This is a genomic window from Campylobacter sp. P091, from assembly GCF_002138935.1.
Classification (GTDB): domain Bacteria; phylum Campylobacterota; class Campylobacteria; order Campylobacterales; family Campylobacteraceae; genus Campylobacter; species Campylobacter devanensis.
The window spans coordinates 217,376-232,714 of the sequence record NZ_MJKZ01000003.1 but is presented as its reverse complement, the minus strand read 5'-3'; the positions used below and the strand labels follow the sequence as shown (position 1 = coordinate 232,714).

The 15,339-nt window shown below is 32.5% G+C and carries 14 protein-coding genes, 1 tRNA gene and 1 rRNA gene; 10 read left to right on the top strand and 6 right to left on the bottom strand.

Annotation, left to right across the window (positions count from 1 at the left end; all coding sequences use genetic code 11):
- From CIGNP91_RS04790 to CIGNP91_RS04765, 6 genes are all read right to left on the bottom strand, one after another.
- Positions 1 to 86, bottom strand: a 16S ribosomal RNA gene (locus CIGNP91_RS04790); the annotation flags it as partial.
- Positions 87 to 415: 329 nt separating this feature from the next.
- On the bottom strand, positions 416 to 1,615 hold the full coding sequence (locus CIGNP91_RS04785) for a hypothetical protein (protein ID WP_086253533.1): 1,200 nt from the start codon (positions 1,613 to 1,615) through the stop codon (positions 416 to 418).
- A gap of 2 nt (positions 1,616 to 1,617) precedes the next feature.
- Positions 1,618 to 2,178, bottom strand: a complete 561-nt coding sequence (locus CIGNP91_RS04780; protein ID WP_086232903.1) for a DedA family protein — start codon at positions 2,176 to 2,178, stop codon at positions 1,618 to 1,620.
- Complete coding sequence (locus CIGNP91_RS04775) at positions 2,178 to 2,807, bottom strand: lipid-binding SYLF domain-containing protein (RefSeq protein ID WP_086225695.1); 630 nt, start codon at positions 2,805 to 2,807, stop codon at positions 2,178 to 2,180. Before CIGNP91_RS04775 ends, CIGNP91_RS04780 begins: the two co-directional genes overlap by 1 nt.
- An 8-nt stretch (positions 2,808 to 2,815) precedes the next feature.
- Positions 2,816 to 4,372, bottom strand: coding sequence for a ribonuclease Y (rny, locus tag CIGNP91_RS04770; protein ID WP_086225696.1), 1,557 nt, complete (start codon positions 4,370 to 4,372; stop codon positions 2,816 to 2,818).
- The gene (locus tag CIGNP91_RS04765; protein ID WP_086253532.1) at positions 4,302 to 4,931 is read right to left on the bottom strand and encodes a 5-formyltetrahydrofolate cyclo-ligase; all 630 of its coding nucleotides are present in this window, start codon (positions 4,929 to 4,931) and stop codon (positions 4,302 to 4,304) included. The genes rny and CIGNP91_RS04765 overlap by 71 nt, the downstream gene beginning before the upstream one ends.
- A gap of 58 nt (positions 4,932 to 4,989) precedes the next feature.
- On the opposite strand from CIGNP91_RS04765, the gene CIGNP91_RS04760 reads away from it, so the two are divergent.
- From CIGNP91_RS04760 to CIGNP91_RS04715, 10 genes are all read left to right on the top strand, one after another.
- Entirely contained in the window at positions 4,990 to 5,529 is a 540-nt protein-coding gene (locus CIGNP91_RS04760) for a TlpA family protein disulfide reductase (protein WP_086226156.1), read from the top strand.
- A complete protein-coding gene (gene ftsY / locus CIGNP91_RS04755; protein WP_086229295.1) occupies positions 5,529 to 6,389 on the top strand; it encodes a signal recognition particle-docking protein FtsY in 861 nt (286 codons plus the stop codon). The genes CIGNP91_RS04760 and ftsY overlap by 1 nt, the downstream gene beginning before the upstream one ends.
- 8 nt (positions 6,390 to 6,397) lie before the next feature.
- Entirely contained in the window at positions 6,398 to 7,738 is a 1,341-nt protein-coding gene (gene radA, locus CIGNP91_RS04750) for a DNA repair protein RadA (RefSeq protein WP_086226157.1), read from the top strand.
- Positions 7,739 to 7,790: 52 nt separating this feature from the next.
- Positions 7,791 to 7,877: transfer RNA gene (locus tag CIGNP91_RS04745), tRNA-Leu, on the top strand.
- 743 nt (positions 7,878 to 8,620) lie between these two features.
- Positions 8,621 to 10,048: a hypothetical protein gene (locus tag CIGNP91_RS04735; protein WP_086253530.1), complete on the top strand. Its 1,428-nt coding sequence runs from the start codon at positions 8,621 to 8,623 to the stop codon at positions 10,046 to 10,048.
- A gap of 123 nt (positions 10,049 to 10,171) precedes the next feature.
- A complete protein-coding gene (locus tag CIGNP91_RS04730; RefSeq protein WP_180383217.1) occupies positions 10,172 to 10,528 on the top strand; it encodes an outer membrane beta-barrel protein in 357 nt (118 codons plus the stop codon).
- Positions 10,497 to 10,619 (top strand): hypothetical protein, encoded by a 123-nt coding sequence (locus CIGNP91_RS08820; protein WP_272889774.1) that lies wholly within the window; start codon positions 10,497 to 10,499, stop codon positions 10,617 to 10,619. Before CIGNP91_RS04730 ends, CIGNP91_RS08820 begins: the two co-directional genes overlap by 32 nt.
- A gap of 424 nt (positions 10,620 to 11,043) precedes the next feature.
- Positions 11,044 to 12,471: a dynamin family protein gene (locus CIGNP91_RS04725; protein WP_086253528.1), complete on the top strand. Its 1,428-nt coding sequence runs from the start codon at positions 11,044 to 11,046 to the stop codon at positions 12,469 to 12,471.
- A gap of 74 nt (positions 12,472 to 12,545) precedes the next feature.
- Positions 12,546 to 14,843 (top strand): dynamin family protein, encoded by a 2,298-nt coding sequence (locus tag CIGNP91_RS04720; RefSeq protein ID WP_180383216.1) that lies wholly within the window; start codon positions 12,546 to 12,548, stop codon positions 14,841 to 14,843.
- A gap of 8 nt (positions 14,844 to 14,851) precedes the next feature.
- Complete coding sequence (locus CIGNP91_RS04715) at positions 14,852 to 15,325, top strand: hypothetical protein (RefSeq protein ID WP_086253526.1); 474 nt, start codon at positions 14,852 to 14,854, stop codon at positions 15,323 to 15,325.
- Positions 15,326 to 15,339 lie beyond the last annotated feature (14 nt).

Here is a 15,339-nt window from a genome sequence, read left to right as displayed (position 1 = left end):
AGCAAGCTCTTACTTGTCCGTTCGACTTGCATGTATTAGGCACGCCGCCAGCGTTCACTCTGAGCCAGGATCAAACTCTCCATAAAAATACTTTACAAAATAGTAAAGTAACTATTTATTATGAAGTTTTAATCTAAAAACTTTATATCTGTTATATAAGTATTGAATCTATTATAATATAATAAGATTCTGGCTCAATCGATCACTTGTTTAGATTTCAAAGATTGACTATAAAAGATAGTTTAACATTATAAAAATTAAAAAACAAAAACGATAAAGAGATGATTTAACCAAGCTTTTCAGAAGGTTAAGGTGTTTCTCAATTCGTGAGCTGGAATTATATAAGAGATATGCTTAAAATAAGATTAAATATTAGGGAAAATTCTAAAAAATTTAAAAAAATTTGCAAATTTGGTTAAAAATCAACTAAAATATCGCTAAATTTGACATAATTATTAAAAATTAACTCACCATTTTCTCTTTGAGATTTAAATTTAGATATATAACCCTCACCATTTTTTATTAAAATTCCACTACTTATTAAAAAATTTTCATAAAAAGATATAAATTCTAGCCCTTTTATTGTAGATATTGGGCGTAAAGCTATAAATTCTCCATCTAAATTTATATCTGTTATATCAAAACTATCTCCTCTAAGGTTAAATTTTAACTCAAAAAGATCATTAATACTAATTTTATCAACATATAAAACTGGATTGCAACTAATAAATGTATCTATTAATCCAATACTTTTAGACCCAAGCATAATGTTAAAAATCATCTTATAACTATCAATAATAAGATTTTCTAAACGAACTTTAGAATTTATATTATCAATCATAATATTATTTATTGCCACATTTTTGGCATGTATATTACTTATAATATTTGCTAGATTATTAGTAATGGTTTTGGAGTCAAATTTTATTTCATCGCTTACTATATTAATAAGTGGAACATTTGCTCTTAAATTTTTAATGCTAATATTTAACTCATTTGGATTAAATTTAAATAGGTCAAAGCTAGTAAACTCAAGTCCATCTAAATAATCAATTTCGATATCGACTCCATTAAAAACACTACTAATGCCATCAAATTCAAAATCAGCTTTATCGAAACGTACACCTAGAAAATATAAGCGCTCTGTATCAAATGTTGTGCTAATATCTATACTAGAAATTGTAAAAAGATTGTGATTTTCGATTATTTTTAGTGGTGAAACCTGTGCTTTTAGCTGACTAATACCTTCATTTATAGGAATATTTAGATTAAATTTAGCCAATACTGAGTTTTCATTTTGTGTCAAATCCATCTTTAATCGATGATCTAAATCACAAATATCGCCTACAATATCTAGTCCATTAAAAATTGAAATAACACTATGATGACTAAAAATATTAAATTTAAGATTGAAATCTTTATATTTTAGAGTAAAATTTAGATTAGTAGAAAAAATTGAGTTATTTTGGTTTATGCTTGATAAAGCAAATTCGCTACTACTTTTAAGTTTATTTATGGCTGAGCTTAAAACAAAATTAGAAAAAAGATATGCATATCCATGCAAGCCAACCATCAAAATAAGTAGACTTGCAATGAGATATGCAAACTTTTTCATAGTTATCTCTTTTTAGTTGCCCAGCTAAAATATAGCCAAATCAACCCCAATAAAATAAATAAAAATAGCGGGACTAAATAGCTACGTTCACCAAAATAGCTAGCAAATTTAGAAATAAATCCGCCAGCATAATAGCTAGCTAGTCCAAGACTAATAGCCCATATAACTGAGCAAATAGCATTAATAATAGTAAATTTAATTAAACTATACTTAGTAAGCCCTATTGCTAAAGGAACTAAAGTTTTTAATCCATAGATATATTTTTTGATAAAAATAATCTTATCTCCATATTTTTTAAATAAAATTTGAGCTAGGGCTAATTTTCTTTTATGCGATTTAAAATATGGCATTACTGAGCTTTTATTGTACCTACCCATATATACCAAAATCATATCGCCAATAAAATTTGCCACTGCTGCAATAATAATAGATAACGTCAAATTCATATTACCTTCAAAACTCAAAAGCCCTGCTCCAATAATAGCCACCATACCGCCGCCAAGACTATATAAAAATAAAATTAAATAGCCATAAGTTGAGAGATTTGTAAGTATATCTTGCATTATCTTACCACCGTTATAGCATGCATTAATTGTTTGTAACCGTATGAATTTGTATTAAAACGTATTTTATCATCAACAGTTATTACCGATCCACCAAGATTTGCCCCAGCAAAAAAGCCGCTATTATTTGTATAAATATAAATATCACTAAAGCCAATATCACTAACTATTTCATTTTTAGTACCATAATCCATAAAACTTACTGATGCACTAGCATTAAGAGTAAGCTTATTATCATAAATATCTTTAATTACTGCCGGATTCATTACATACATTACTAAAAAATTATTTTCATATCCAGCTTGCAACCCAATAGTTGCCCCACCAAGTCGCACAGGAACTGCGCTCCAGTTGCTGTTTAGATGGCGAGTAAGGTTATCATCGCTATAAAATTCATCTACATCATCACGCACAAGCATAACTCCACGCCCTATAGTCGCTCCAAGGATAAATCCAGCCTTAACAAAAGTAGGAAAAATAATAATCGCAGATGAATTTATAACGATAGACTGGGGGATTTTATTAATTCTATTAATATGATTATAGGCATTTGCACTATCTAATAATCTCTCATTTCCACCATATAATAAGCTTAAACTAAATAGAACCAACCAGATAACCCTTATCATTTGCGCCCCTATTTTGCATACTCTACGGCTCGTAATTCCCGGATTACATTTACTTTAATCTCGCCTGGATATTGCATTTTGCTCTCTATCTCTTCAGCAATCTCTTTAGCTAAAAGCACCGCTTCATCATCATTGACTAACTCCGCATTAGCAATAACCCTAATCTCACGACCCGCATTTATAGCGTAGGCATTTTTGATTCCTTCTTTTGAATTTGCGATATTTTCTATCTCTTCAACTCTTTTTAAGAAACTCTCAAGCACCTCTCTTCTAGCTCCAGGGCGTGCCGCAGATAAGGCATCAGCAGCACAAACTGCTGCGCACTCTACGCTTAAGGCTTCTTCGTGTCCGTGATGAGCATAAATAGCATTGATTACAACCGGATGCTCCTTATATCGCTTGCAAATTTCAGCACCCAAATCCACATGGCTACCTTGGTATTCGTGCGTTAAGGCTTTGCCAATATCGTGTAAAATACCAGCCCTAATAGCTAGCTTCTCATCTCCGCCAGTTTCAGCTGCGATAATACCTGCTAAGTGAGCGACTTCTAGGCTATGAGCTAAGGCATTTTGACCATAACTAGCCCTAAATTTCATCTTGCCTATTAATTTGACAATTTCAGGATGAACCTTGGTAATTCCTAAATCAATCAAGATATTTTCGCCCTCTTCTAAGATACTAGCTTCGAATTCTTCGCAAACTTTTTGATGGATTTCTTCTATTCTAGCAGGTTGAATTCTCCCATCTTCAACCAAAAGCTCAATAACCCTTGTAGCGATAGCTCGGCGATATAAATTAAAGCTAGAAAGCACGATAGCATGGGGCGTATCATCGATTATGATATCCACGCCAAGCACCATTTCAAGAGTTTTGATATTTCGCCCTTCTTTGCCGATAATGCGACCTTTTAACTCATCATTTTTGATATCAACTACATTAATCAATCTCTCAGCAGCAAACTCCCCAGCAAATCTACTAGTGGCTTGAGCTAAGATATAATTTGCCTTTTTCTTAGCCTCTCTTTTTGCCTCTTCTTCGTATTTCCTAACGATATGAGCGATATCGGCACGGCTTTTTTCTTCAACTTTTTTTAAAACCAAATCCCTAGCCTCTTCTTGAGTTAAACCAGCTATGCGCTCCATAGTTTTTAGCACTTCATCAATCTTTTCTTGATATGAATTTTTTAAATTCAAACCCTCTTCATATAAAGCATTAGCTCTATTTTGACTCTGTTCTAGATCATTTTTTAGATTATTTAAGCTCTCTTTTTGAGATAATAAATTTTGCTCTTTTTTATTTATTTCATCAAATTTTTGGTTATACTCTTTTTGAAGCTTGCTGCCTTTTTCCTCATATCTTTTTTTAGCTTCAAATTCAGCCTCGCTTACCTTGACTTTGGCATCTTTAAGTACGCTTTCGGCTTCAAATTCAATAGCCTTAGCCTTAGCCTTAGCCTGTTCTAAAAATATACTATAATTAGCATCATTTATCTTTTTAGATATTAGCCAACCACCACCGGCTCCGAAAATTAAGCCTCCTAACCCCACTAATGACATCTCTATCATAACATACCTTTTTAATATATTTTGTAGTAGGTGTGATATAAAAGTCCGCACAAATATCATGTGCATCACAAATTTTATCATTAATATACATATCTTTTATGCTCACAAACACAATAACTGGTCTATATCCTAGACTATCAAAAAATCTATCATAAAATCCAGCACCATGCCCTACTCTAGCCATATTTGTATCTACTGCAATTACTGGCACTATTGCCATATCTATCTTTTTTTTATAAGCATTTGAATCTCTTGCTTCTTTAATTCCAAATTTAGATACAAAAAATGGCAGACGCAATTTTACCATTTTTAAGCTTTTATCTACCATAAATGGGACAAATATTGTACAATTTTTTGCTAACTTGCGTCTAAGCATTATCAAATTTGGCTCTGTTTGCATCGGAGTAAAAATCAATAAATTTCTTACTTTATAAAAATTAATTAGCCTTAAAATATCAAAATTTAGTCTATTTTTATAACTATTAGCTACTCTTTTGGACTCTTTTTTTAGAGCGGTTTTAGCCATTTTTCTATAAGTTTGTTTATCATATTTAACCATATTATTAATCTTTATTTAGTATAATTGCAACATTTTACCAAAAAATTAGGAAAATATGATGAAATTTAAAATCTTTTTAGTAGCAGCCTTGCTGGTATTTTTTACTGGCTGCGATGATAAAAATGACAAAGAACCATCTACGCCATCAGTTATGCAAGCTGACTACTCAAAACCATTTAAACTCCCATTAAACGATGGCACAGAACTTAATATACAAAAGCGTAATGATGGATATGATATTGATATTAAAGATAAGGCAGTATTTTTAAATTTCTTTGCTACTTGGTGCCCTCCATGCAAAATAGAAATTCCATATCTTGTATCGCTTCAAGATAAATTTAAAGATAAGCTTCAAGTCATTGGAGTATCAGTTGATGAGATAAGTCTAGAACAAGCAAATGAATTTAAAGAGTTGTTAAATATCAACTATCCAATTGCCTATACCAAGGAAAATGAGTATCTAATCTCATCGCTTGGCGGTGTAGTTGGAATTCCCTTTAGCATTTTATACTATCCAAATGGCAAATTTGCTACATCTTATAGCGGATTGGTGCCTATTGAAATGCTTGAAAATGATATTAAAAAGGTGATTAAATAATGTTTAGCTTCCTTAAAAAAGGTCTTGAAAAGACCATAAGTGCCTTTACTGGTTCTAAACCAGCAGATAAAAAAATTACTAAAGATATTCTTGAAGAGCTTTTATTAGAAGCAGATGTGCCATATGAAATAGTACAAGAGATTATATATTACCTTCCACCACGTGAAATAGTTGATAAAGCCGATCTATCTAGAGTTATGCAAACATACTTTATGTATGATAGCAAAAGCATAGAAGCTAAGCCATTTGTTATGATGATATTGGGCGTAAATGGTGCTGGCAAAACAACTACAATAGCTAAATTAGCAAATTTATTTAAATCAAATTCAAAAAGTGTTATTTTGGGTGCTAGTGATACATTTAGAGCTGGTGCAATAGAACAACTACGCCAATGGGCAACCAGATTAGAAGTGCCAATAATTGCTTCAAATCAAGGCCACGACCCGGCCGCTGTGGCTTATGATACCATTAGCTCTGCTGTGGCTAAGGGGATGGATTATGCGATTATCGATACAGCTGGAAGATTACAAAATCAAAAAAACCTAGCAAGTGAGCTAGAAAAGATCTCAAGAATCAGCGATAAAGCCCTAAGTGGCGCTCCACATCAAAAAATTCTAATATTAGATGGTACACAAGGAAGTGCTGGAGTTGCTCAGGCTAAGGCATTCAATGAGATTATAAAGGTCGATGGAGTAATAATCACTAAGCTTGATGGTACTGCTAAAGGCGGTGCATTATTTGGAATTGCTAGAGAGCTTGAATTGCCTATTTTATACATTGGTGTTGGCGAGAGCAAAGACGATTTAATTAAATTTAATCCAAAAGAGTTCGTAGATACTATCTGCGATGCTATATTTTAAAAATAAAAATGGCAAAGTTAAAAACTCTATTTGAATGTGAAGCGTGTGGAAATCAGCAGAGTAAATGGATGGGAAAATGTCCGCAATGTGGTGCTTGGGAGAGTTTTATAGAGCTTAGTAATGAGCAAATAAAAGCAAGCCAAGAATTAGCAAAACTAACTAAAACTATAAATAACGCAACTCCAATATCACAAATTCAAATAGAACAGATAAAACGCAAATCCACCGGCGATAATGAGCTTGACCTTGTATTAGGTGGTGGAGTAGTAAGTGGTTCGCTAGTTTTAATCGGTGGAAGCCCTGGTATTGGCAAATCTACTCTACTGCTTAAAATTGCTTCAAATTTAGCCAATGATAATCAAAAAGTCTTATATGTCAGCGGCGAAGAGAGTGCTAGTCAGATTAAATTAAGAGCCGATCGCCTAAATGCTAATAGCGATAATCTATTTTTGCTTACTGAGATTGATCTTTCATCTATACTAGCTGAAGTGGCTAAAAATGAGTATAAAGCTATAGTTATAGACTCTATCCAGACTTTATATAGTGATAAGATTAGCTCCGCGCCAGGCTCTATATCGCAAGTTAGAGAGATTACATTTGAACTAATGAGATTAGCCAAAAAAGAGGATATAGCTATATTTATCATTGGCCATATAACCAAAGAAGGCTCTATAGCTGGACCTAGAATTTTGGAGCATATGGTAGATGTAGTATTATATTTTGAAGGCGATAGTAGCAAAGAGCTTAGAATTTTAAGAGGGATTAAAAACCGCTTTGGAACAACTAGCGAGGTTGGCATCTTTGAGATGAGAAGTAATGGGCTAGTAAGCGCTAAAGATATCAGTAGCAAATTTTTTACTCGTGGCAATGCCGTTAGTGGCTCAGCTATTACTGTAACAATGGAAGGAAGTCGTGCGTTAGTAGTAGAAATTCAAGCCTTAGTATGTGAAAGCAGCTACCCAAAAAGAAGCTCAACTGGATTTGATAAAAATCGCTTAGATATGATTTTAGCACTTTTAGAACGTAAGCTTGAGATTCCACTTGGTCATTATGATGTTTTTATCAATGTTACAGGCGGAGTAAAAATCAACGAACCAGCCTGTGATTTAGCCGTAGTTGCTGCGATAATATCGAGCTTTCGCAACCGCCCAATATCTAAAGAGAGCGTATTTATCGGTGAGCTTAGTTTAAATGGAGAGATTAGAGAAATTTTTAACCTTGATGCAAGACTAAAAGAAGCCGTATTTCAAAAATTCAAAAACGCTATCACTCCAAACAAACCACTAGAAACCTACCCTATAAAAACATTCGTAGCCAAAGAAATAACCCAAGTTTTAGAATGGATGTAGCTAAATTTATAATATTTTAATCTAAATTTAGCTATAATTTTACTCTTTTTAAGCCTGAGTGGTGAAACTGGTAGACGCGCTAGACTCAAAATCTAGTAGGGGCAACCCTGTGTCGGTTCGAGTCCGACCTCAGGCACCATCACCCCATTTTAATACTTTTCTTAAACTTTCACAAATCACCAAAAAAGCCCTAAAAATATTAAAAACAAAATTCCAATCACAAAAATCAAATAAAAGATTTTAAATTTAAATATAAAAAATTATTTTTAATCCTTATCAAAAAAATAAATTTTTAATATTTAATTATAAAAATAAGTAAATTTTTTCATTTTTTGCTATAATCCCACCTAAATTTTACTAATAAGGAGAAAAAATGAAAGGACTAAAGACTACTATAAGTAGCAAATTCCGCTACTACCCACACATTCTAAAAAACTAAACAATCCCAAAATCCTACTATCATCAATTGCAATTACTGTCTTATACTCTGCTAGTTTCGCTGATGGCAAGTCTTATTGCCAAATGACTAACAACAACAAAACATGTATTATAAGCGACAAAAACACAACAAATACTATTATTCTTTTCCCTAAAACAGATCAAACTACCGAGGTAACTGGACAGAGCATAATTATAAGAAGTAAAACTAATGTTACCAGCTACAGTCTCTATGCCGCTTTTATAGGCTCTAGAAAAGCTGATGAAAATAAAATATAAATATCTGGTGGATCATCAGTAGGAGGACCTAGACCAGACAAAAGACCAAGCACCACCAATATAGGTGCCGGATATACTGGCGCACATGGAGATGTCAATTCAAGTGCAAGTAGAAATACTATAATCATCTCTGGAGAAGGCGCAAATGTAAAATCTACATATGTCATGGGTGGCCGGGTTTATGACGACAATGGTTCTGTAAATGACAATAATGTAATAATTAAAGATGGAGCTACAGTAACCGGCCTTATTTATGGCGGATATGCAACTGGTGGCGAAGCATCAAAAAATACAGTAATAGTAGATTCAGCTGTTGAAAATAGCAATATCCTAGGCGGGCACTCAGGCAGAGCGGCTAAAGTAAATGAAAATACCGTAATAGTAAGAGGTGATTCTAAAGTAGAAGGTAATATAACTGGCGGTGGTGGTCATGCTGGTCATTTCTCCAAGGAAGCACACAATAATAAAGTAAGCATAGAAGACAACGCCACAATAATTGGAGTTATAAAAGGCGGTGAAAGCAAAGTAGATGGTTATACAGCAAATGGTAACCAAATAAGTATAGGAAAAGATGCCAACATATCACAGGTTTCAGAAATTATTGGTGGTACAAGTGCCCAAGGCACCTCAAATAAAAACAATATTATCATCGGCGGAAGTGTAACTGGCGGTGAAGGTAAAATCGGCTCTGAAAACAACAACATAAAAGTAGCTGGTAATATAGGTGGCACAGTAATCGGTGGTAAAACAGATAGTGGTTCAGCTGGTAATAACATTATAAATATAGATGGTAATACCCAAGGAAATATCATCGGCGGTCAAACTAACGATCCTAATGGCCAAACTGGTGGCAACCAAATAACTGCTAATGGCAATGTAGATGGTAATATCTATGGTGGTTATAATGAAGCAACACAAAAGGTTCAAGGTAGCAACAACACAATAACCCTATCAGGCGACCTTACTAAAGTAACTGGTAATATCCAAGTAGGTGATACCACTAGCAATGGTGGTAGTGGAAATACACTAAATATAAATACTAAAAACCCTGTAACCCTAGAAGGTAATACTAGTGGTGCTAAAACCATCAGCATAGCAGTAAGCAATATAGGTGCTAATCAAGCCGCTATAACCATCGGACAAAACGGCTCAATAGATGTGAATAACACAACTATAACAGCTCAACTAAATTTACAACCAAGCGTTCAATCTGGCGATCCTATACAGCTATTTAAAGCAGAAGGCAATGCATCTACAGCAATCCAAGGTAGTGTAAGCAATATAGAGGTAACAGCTGTAAAAGGTGGAGCGATAACCTATAAAGTAGAGATAGATCCAAACAACCTTGGTGAAACTGGTAAAGTAGGTGAAACAACAGGAATAAAAGAGGAGACAAAAACTATAAGTGAAGGTTTAGTAGCTGGTGCAGCTGTTATATCTATAGCCTCTGAAAACGCTGCTAGTAAGGGTATAGAGGCTGCTACTACTTCTACTTCTGCCAATATGGCTACTGCTGGCGCTGGAACTGCTGTGGTAGCTCCATTTGGCTCTTCAATGGGTGGAACAAGTAAGATAAAAATGGCTCTTATGTAAAAACAACTGGTATTAGTGTAATACTTGGTGCTGCCAATGGTAAATATACTGATAGTGGCAAACTAGCTATAGGGCCATTTATGGAGATGGGCAAAAACTGGTATAGCACCTATAATGACTTTGGTGAAGGCGAAGAGAAGAGGTGATGGTGATAGCAAATATATCGGTGCTGGTTTACTAGCTAGGTATGACTTTGGTAGCACTACAGCATCTAGACCATATATAGAGGGCTCTGCTAAACTTGGTAGAAACTACAATAGATATAAAAATACCAATGTGGCTGATGGCTATGGAAATTACGCTAAATATAATATGAATACAAACTACTTTGGTATCCATGTGGGTGCTGGATATGAGTTTAGAAGATATAATCAAGCTCTTGATATATATGCTAAATATCTATATAATAACCTAGATGGATTCACCTACTTTAAGTGGTGCTTCTGCTATGCTAGAAGCTGGTCTAAGTATCAATGCTAATAGAGGCTTTAGTGTAGATGTAGGTCTATTTGGCCGCTTAGGCAAAAGACAAGGTATCAATGGTATAGCAAATGTCAAATTTGAATTCTAAAATATTATTTAGGCTCTAAAGTTTTATTTGAATTTTAGAAATCTTATTTATATTATTTGGGTTTTTAAAGATTTTTAAGCTTTACCCTTTTTTTAAAAAACTCTTCTAAATTCTTTAATATCTTTTAAATCCCAAATCCCCAAGAATTAAAATTCTGGATATCTCCAAAGTAAACTTTTAAAACAAAATCTAATTTTATCAGCCCAACCACCACCCCAAATTTCAATAAAATATCTATATTATCCCCAATTTTTATTATAAAATAAGAAAATTTTTATCTATTTTTGTTATAATTTTCGATTCAAAATTTGGTTTAAGGAAATTTATGAAAAGCGTTACCCCCCTTATTTTTAATTTTATTTTAGCACTTTTTCTTATAATAACCAAGTTTATATTTCCCTTTAAAAAGAAAGTTTTTTAATAAATGCTAGTTAAATGCAAAAAAGATTCATTTCAAAATATTTTTGAGTTTATGAATTACACTGAGTTTGTCTTGGGGCAAAAATTTTCCTATAAGAAAAAAGATTTAAGTAAATATTATTTCCATGCATATTGCGTTTTGCTAAATGATATGCTAAAAACACATAGTGGTAGTTTGCATCAGTATGCAAAACTAAGACATAATATAGATTTAGATTCTGATATCAAATTGTCTATTAAAAAGATAAAAAATAAGCTTATCCTTGGAAATAAGGTTGATTATAGGTTTGTATTGGTATCACAGCTATTACACGCTTTAGAGCTTTTAAATATAAATACACTAAAAGAAGAAGACAAAGTGTTGTTGCAAAAAAAGCTGTGTTTTTCTAAAAAGAATTTTGCTCTTGCTTTAGAGTATGCAAAAGATCATGGTAGAATTAAAAATGAAAAAATATTGAAATCTTTTGTGGAACATGTAAATTTTAAAGACTCACACAATAAATATAAACAAACAAAAGTTAAACACATTGGAATATGTGCAAATATGAGTTGCGGCAAATCCACCTTTGTAAATGCTCTTTTGGGAAATGATTTTTTGCCAGCTAGAAATGAAGCCACTACTGCTTGTATTACTAGCGTATACGACTATGACAACGCAAAAAATATGATTGGTGTAGCAGTAAGAAATGATCACATATATGCTATTGGTGATAATATGGACACAGTAGCTATTGATAAGTGGAACTCAGAAGCCGATCATATTATTCTAGAGTCAGATTTGGATAATATAAGCAATAATGATATAGTTGTAGCCGTTCATGACACTCCTGGTATAAATAATAGTGGCAATGACAACCATAGTAAAATAACTATGAATTTTTTAAGTCAAAATAAAATGGATGCCATTATATACGTAGCTAATGCTGAACATTTAGCTACAGAAGATGATAAAAATTTGCTTGTAGAATTAAGAGAGAAAATTCTTCCAAAATCTAAAAGCAAAATGTTATTTGTTATAAATAAATTTGATTCTATAGACTTATCCAAAGAAAGTAAAGATGATATAGTAATTAGATACTTAGAATTTTTAGAGGATCTAGGATTTGAGAAACCAAAAATTTATCCAATCTCATCAAAGGCAGCAAGGCTATTTAAAATGGCTTTAAATGGAAGGGTTGATTTATTTAGCGAAAACGAGCTAGATGAATTTAAACCTCTTGTGAATAAATTTAATAGAAGACTAAATCTGGCTGCTAGCAATGATGTATTTTATATAAAAGAAACAATACAAAGATCTTTGGAATTTGGAGAATCCATTACATTAGATGGAGAAGAAGTTGAAATTCAAAAAATTTATCAAGCTCTAAAAAATACTGGCTTATTAGGTTTAGAAAGCGATATTGAAACCTTGTTATCTAAAGATGAAATGTAAAGAGGAAATTCAACACTTCCTGAAACATTCTTTTCAAAAGCAAAATAAAATCATAAGGAGAAAAAATGACAAAAGTGAATCTTAGTTACAATCCATTTCTCAGTGAAGTGGCTTTGGAGGTAAATGGTGCTAAGGCTAACATGCCACAAGTATGGGGAGAGAAGAAAATAGACGAACTTGGCAACTGGGCAAGCGACTTCTACGATGAGCTAGAGAGAAAATACAATGACTCAGAGTATGAAATAAATTTCAAAGGAATTATGAGAGATTATGAGTTTTTAGAAGATGCTTTAAAAGCTCATAAGAATTCTAGTTCATTTAGCTTAACAGGTAAAGAAAATTGTGTATACGCTAAGGATCAATTAGAAAAATTAAAAACAATTTTTGCTGAAATTCAAGAGACTAGCCCATATGAGCAATTAAAAAATGATGAAATAAAAAATCACTTTTTAATGGCTACTTCAAATGATTTTGAAATCGCAGTCGTGGCTACAATGTCAAGTGGAAAATCTACTTTAATAAACGCAATGCTTGGTAGAGAATTATTACCAGCTAGAAATGAAGCAACAACTGCTACAATAGCTAAAATTTACGATGAAGATGGTATGACAAACTTTACAGCCGAGGTTAGAAGTGTAAGTGGTAAAATCATACAAACATTTGATAATTTTACACTAGCTGATATGGATGCTGTAAATACTGCTGGAAATAGCGATAAATATGACGGAGACAACGCTAATGATAGACCATCTACTATTGAGATTCATGGAGATATAGTAGGTATTGATTCTAATAATATGCGTTTAGTTCTTTCAGATACCCCAGGACCAAACAATAGCAGAACACAAGAACACAAAGAACATACTCATAGTCTTTTAAACAAAGAATATAAACCTATGATTTTGTATGTATTAAACGCTACTCAATTGGCAACTAATGATGATAATCTCCTATTAAAATCGGTTTCACAAGCTATGAAAGCTGGCGGGAGACAATCAAATGAGCGTTTTATGTTTATTTTAAATAAAGCAGATCAATTTGATCCTGGTAAAGGCGAAGGTGAAAAACTAGAAAATGCTATAAAAACAGTAAAAGAATACCTTGCTAAACATGATATTTTTGAACCTAGAATATTCCCAGTTTCAGCTCTAATGGCAAAGGTTATTAGACAGTATATAAATAAAGATACATTAACAGAAACAGAAGAAGACGAAATTTTACCAAAACATACTTCTTTTATAAAAAGAGAATATAAACATTTTGAAAAATATGCTTCTTTGTCTAATTATTGTAAAAATCTACAAGATGAAATGCTAGAAAAAGCAAAAGATAATCCATATGAAGAGGCGCTAATTCATACAGGTATAGTTTCAATAGAACTTGCTATCGCTGAGTATATATCAAAATATGCTTTACCTAAAAAAGTAAATGAAGGTGTGGCTTCTTTTAAAGAAAAGATTGATAATCTAGGTATTGAAGCTGATGAAATGGATAAACTTAAAGGCAATCAAGAAGCTATAGAAGAACGCATTAAAAATATTGAAATGATCAAAAGTGCGTTAGCTAACAGTGATAAGGCAAAAAAAATTAAATCTGAAATTTCAGAAATTTCATTGCAGAAAAGTTTTGAAGAAAAATTAGACGATGCTTCAGCTGCTTTTTTTGATAATTTAGACGATGAGTTATCTAAATTAACTGGCAATGTACTTGCCGAAGCAGCAGAAGCAAAAATAGATAGATTTAATATGATTTTAAACAATGCTTCTAGTGAGTTAAAAGCTCAGATTGGTAGTTTATTAGAAACTGGCATAAAAGAACAAGCTGAAAAATATGTCAAAGAGTATCAAAAATATGTAGAAAGCTTGGTTGGAAATGTTAGCTTTAAGATGAGTTTTGCTTCTGCTGTTCTTGGCGATTTATCAGAAATTAGCACTAGTTCTATAATCAGCAGCTATAAGACTAAAGAACGTGAAAAAGTTGGAAGTCGTGAAAAAGAAGTAAGCGATTCTAAGTGGTATAATCCTTTTAGCTGGGGACGCAAAAAGACTATTACTGTCGATAAATATGATTATGTAGAAAGGGTTGATTTGGAAACAATAAAGAATAACGAAATACTTCCTAATATAGAAGAATTTGTTTCTAATAATAGGACAGCAGCTCTCAAAGAGGCGTTAAGGCAAGAGATGGAATTCAAGCAATTTTTCTTAGATGAATTTGACAAGTTAGAATCTAAAATAAAAGAAAAAGTAAAAGAACAAGATGAGATAATGAAAGATAAAAAGAAATTTGAAGATGAATTAGCAGAAAATGAAAAAAAACTAGCTTGGATTTCTGAAATTAAAAATAAGCTAGAAAATATCTTGTCTATATAGGGGCTACTATGGTTACTGAAAACATTAAAAAAGCTGTTGCCAAGAGAGATATTTTTAATATTAGGAGTTATCTTATAGCAAATATTTTACTAGATAAGAGTTTGACCGGTAATTTTAAAGATTGTCTTGAATACTGCGTGAAAAATGGAATTCCAGAGTCTGAGATATATGAACCACATAATGGCGTAGAAATATCAAATGATATAACTGAGGAAAATTATAAAAAACTTAGATCTGGGTTAAATAGTAATTTTTCAAGAGAAAGAGTGGAGGCTCTTAAAAAAATTGCTATAAAACTATATCCGCCAAAAATAGATAGCAACAATAATCAAGGTGGCAGCAATAATAACACTAGCAATAATTACCAAAGATGCGGAAATTCGGCTAGGCATGTAAGAACAGATAAGGATGGAAATAAACTTATCTATGCTATAGTAGCTGGTGTAGCTGTATTGATAGGTATTGTCTTATTCGCTGGTTAAAAATTTAAGGAGTA

Excerpts from the sequence above, each read along its gene's own strand:
- CIGNP91_RS04785 (WP_086253533.1), bottom strand. The coding sequence starts at position 1,615 with ATGAAAAAGTTTGCATATCTCATTGCAAGTCTACTTATTTTGATGGTT.
- CIGNP91_RS04780 (WP_086232903.1), bottom strand. The coding sequence starts at position 2,178 with ATGCAAGATATACTTACAAATCTCTCAACTTATGGCTATTTAATTTTA.
- CIGNP91_RS04775 (WP_086225695.1), bottom strand. The coding sequence starts at position 2,807 with ATGATAAGGGTTATCTGGTTGGTTCTATTTAGTTTAAGCTTATTATAT.
- rny (WP_086225696.1), bottom strand. The coding sequence starts at position 4,372 with ATGATAGAGATGTCATTAGTGGGGTTAGGAGGCTTAATTTTCGGAGCC.
- CIGNP91_RS04765 (WP_086253532.1), bottom strand. The coding sequence starts at position 4,931 with ATGGTTAAATATGATAAACAAACTTATAGAAAAATGGCTAAAACCGCT.
- CIGNP91_RS04760 (WP_086226156.1), top strand. The coding sequence starts at position 4,990 with ATGAAATTTAAAATCTTTTTAGTAGCAGCCTTGCTGGTATTTTTTACT.
- ftsY (WP_086229295.1), top strand. The coding sequence starts at position 5,529 with ATGTTTAGCTTCCTTAAAAAAGGTCTTGAAAAGACCATAAGTGCCTTT.
- radA (WP_086226157.1), top strand. The coding sequence starts at position 6,398 with ATGGCAAAGTTAAAAACTCTATTTGAATGTGAAGCGTGTGGAAATCAG.
- CIGNP91_RS04735 (WP_086253530.1), top strand. The coding sequence starts at position 8,621 with ATGGGTGGCCGGGTTTATGACGACAATGGTTCTGTAAATGACAATAAT.
- CIGNP91_RS08820 (WP_272889774.1), top strand. The coding sequence starts at position 10,497 with ATGCTAGAAGCTGGTCTAAGTATCAATGCTAATAGAGGCTTTAGTGTA.
- CIGNP91_RS04725 (WP_086253528.1), top strand. The coding sequence starts at position 11,044 with ATGCTAGTTAAATGCAAAAAAGATTCATTTCAAAATATTTTTGAGTTT.
- CIGNP91_RS04715 (WP_086253526.1), top strand. The coding sequence starts at position 14,852 with ATGGTTACTGAAAACATTAAAAAAGCTGTTGCCAAGAGAGATATTTTT.